The organism is uncultured Sulfitobacter sp., from assembly GCF_947497275.1.
Classification (GTDB): domain Bacteria; phylum Pseudomonadota; class Alphaproteobacteria; order Rhodobacterales; family Rhodobacteraceae; genus Sulfitobacter.
In genome coordinates this window covers 1-2440 of the sequence record NZ_CANMFS010000036.1, presented here as the reverse complement: position 1 = coordinate 2440, position 2440 = coordinate 1, and the positions used below count along the sequence as shown (strand labels likewise).

Here is a 2440-nt window from a genome sequence, read left to right as displayed (position 1 = left end):
AGGCGAGGCATTGTGGCTGTTACCTTCATGCGCGAGCGATAACCAGTTCAGAACTCGTAAACAAGTTGGCAATGCCGTTGCGTTGTAAGACAGTGCCAATCCATACTGGTCGTATTTGAAGGCGTCAGCGAAAAAACAGTGTCCGATGCGTCGATTAATTTGGCAACTTACTAAAATAACTTCAATTCTCTTATGATACAGTTCATTCGTTCTGCCGCGTCCAATTCTTCTGGGGTTTCAGCATCAGTAACTTGCTCAACACAGTAATCCCGAAGCATCGATTGCATATACCGCTTTGTATCCAATTGCTGTGAAATCAAGGATTTTCGTTGGGTATCTTCGGAAAGTTTGACGTCGTCTGACAGCGCTTGCATCTGAAGATCATCGACGAACACATCTCCTTCTATTCCTGCAAAGCGCCGTATGCGATCAATGCGCTCATCACTACAGTCCAGAAGCGCTGCCATAGCGCGGACCTTGCCCATCGGCGTGGTCTTTCCAACGTACCCGTAAGGTGCGCAAGCGGACCGTTTCAACACCCTGTTCATCACAGGATCGATCACGGTAACGATATCAGAGATTCCCGAATTTTTTGCATATTCCAGTGAAGCGACCATTAGCTCGCAGGTTGCATAACTGATGGAATTGCGGGCACTGCCACGCTCGAGAACTTCTGTGTCCACGCAGAATCGGGTAGATTCCCAAAGAGTTGCGCTGCGCAGCGGGGGTTCGCCATCCAGAATGCTCGAAAAGACGTCCGACAGCATATGTGGTCCCGTCGTCTGAAGCGCCCGAACACAGGACACAACCCTATTGTCGTCATTCAGGCCTATTACATATGCGGGATCAAGCGCATCATATTGGTCAATTTCACGCCCGTTACGAATTTCGACTTCCCAACCGAGCCTCCCCCCAAACACCCGAGCGCGTAGCGCGAACATTTCATCGAGAAGCTGTGTGTAACGATGCCGGTTAATACCATCGACGACTATGATCATGTCTTTTTCCCATTCCCAATTATTCGGGAAAGGATCGCGTTTTTGGCGTTCAAATGCTATTGGGGGAATCCCGTATGCGCATCATTCAGATGGGATAGATCAGTCCCAGACCGATTGCGCGACCCACCGCTTGAGGTGTCGTAAGTGCCGCCAATTTGCTTCGGCTTGAGCGCAAATGTACCTCGACGGTCCGGTTTGATATAGATAAAATGTCTCCCACATCCTGCTGGGACTTCCCGGCTGCGATCCATTGCAGGATCTCGGTCTCGCGAGTTGAGAGGGACGGATGTGTCAGCTTTTGGTTTAGCGTGCTGGTCGTCAGAACATGATCGTGCAGATGCACGGCCGCAATTTGCAGATCGGCAAGGATTTCAGTCTTCAGCAGGCTCCACTCCCGATCCGAACACTTGCGAGTGACACTGAACAGGCCGACATCTCCAAGCGGCCCCCGCACGGGGATGGTAAGACCCTGTTCCGCAATGCCAAAGTCATGTGCTGCACGAAACACTGTTTGGAACGAATTTTCGCTACGCAGACGTTGCCAGTCTACGGGTGCAACACTGCGGCTTGCCGTGATCAAGGTCGGATCCTTTTGCTGAAATCCTTGCTTGACGTAACGGGTTTGCCATTCATCTGGATAGTTCACAAAGCCATGAACGGTTCGCGTTACAGGATCCATACCAGCATAAGCCGCAAAATCGAATTCGTGCGTTTCGCAGACTGTATCAAGGAATGATCGAAGGTTGTTTTGCGGAAAGGGAAGCTTGCTAAGATCAAGGACGGACATGCGCTATTTGAATCCTTCCAGAGAATTTTCCCACGTTCGGACTGAACATTAAGGTAAATTCAAAAAAAAGCAAAATTGGTCACTCATGACGGGCAACCGTTTGGCCTGAGACATCTTCGATAAAGGTAACTATCCGTTTCTTGACCGCATCATCTTTGATCGCGGCAAGCGCAGTCGCGACTGCCATTCCAGGGTCTTCATTCTGTCCGGGTAACATGATGTCTAGCAACCCGTCGAAGAAATAAGAAGGCGATACATCAAAGATCTGGGCCAATTCGAAAAGTCTGCTGGCAGAGACGCGATTTAACCCCGCTTCGTATTTCTGGATTTGCTGAAATGAAAGATCAAGCTTGTTTGCTATCTCTGTCTGGGAAAAGCGGCGCATAGTTCTGATCTGCTTCAGTTTCTGACCTACGTGAATATCGACAGGATGTGGCATGAACTGGACTCCTTAAATTTACTGACCGCTATTGGTTCTAATATTCCATCGCTAACTAAATGGCTTTTGATCAGCTAAAAAGGAAATTCTACCCTTTCATTAAAGTACGCTACGACACTTTCTTGCGCTATGACCTGTCCGGCATTGCCAACTTGTTTACGAGTTCTGAACTGGTTATCGCTCGCGCATGAAGGTAACAGCCACAATGCCTCGCCT

The 2440-nt window shown here is 49.1% G+C and carries 3 protein-coding genes; all 3 read right to left on the bottom strand.

Annotation, left to right across the window (positions count from 1 at the left end):
• Window positions 1-170: 170 nt before the first annotated feature.
• Window positions 171-998 (bottom strand): acyl-homoserine-lactone synthase, encoded by an 828-nt coding sequence (locus Q1A06_RS20850; RefSeq protein WP_299568039.1) that lies wholly within the window; start codon window positions 996-998, stop codon window positions 171-173.
• Between the two features lie 85 nt (window positions 999-1083).
• Entirely contained in the window at window positions 1084-1785 is a 702-nt protein-coding gene (locus Q1A06_RS20845) for a LuxR family transcriptional regulator (protein WP_299568038.1), read from the bottom strand.
• 79 nt (window positions 1786-1864) lie between these two features.
• A complete protein-coding gene (locus Q1A06_RS20840) occupies window positions 1865-2224 on the bottom strand; it encodes a helix-turn-helix transcriptional regulator (protein ID WP_299568037.1) in 360 nt (119 codons plus the stop codon).
• Between the last annotated feature and the right edge of the window lie 216 nt (window positions 2225-2440).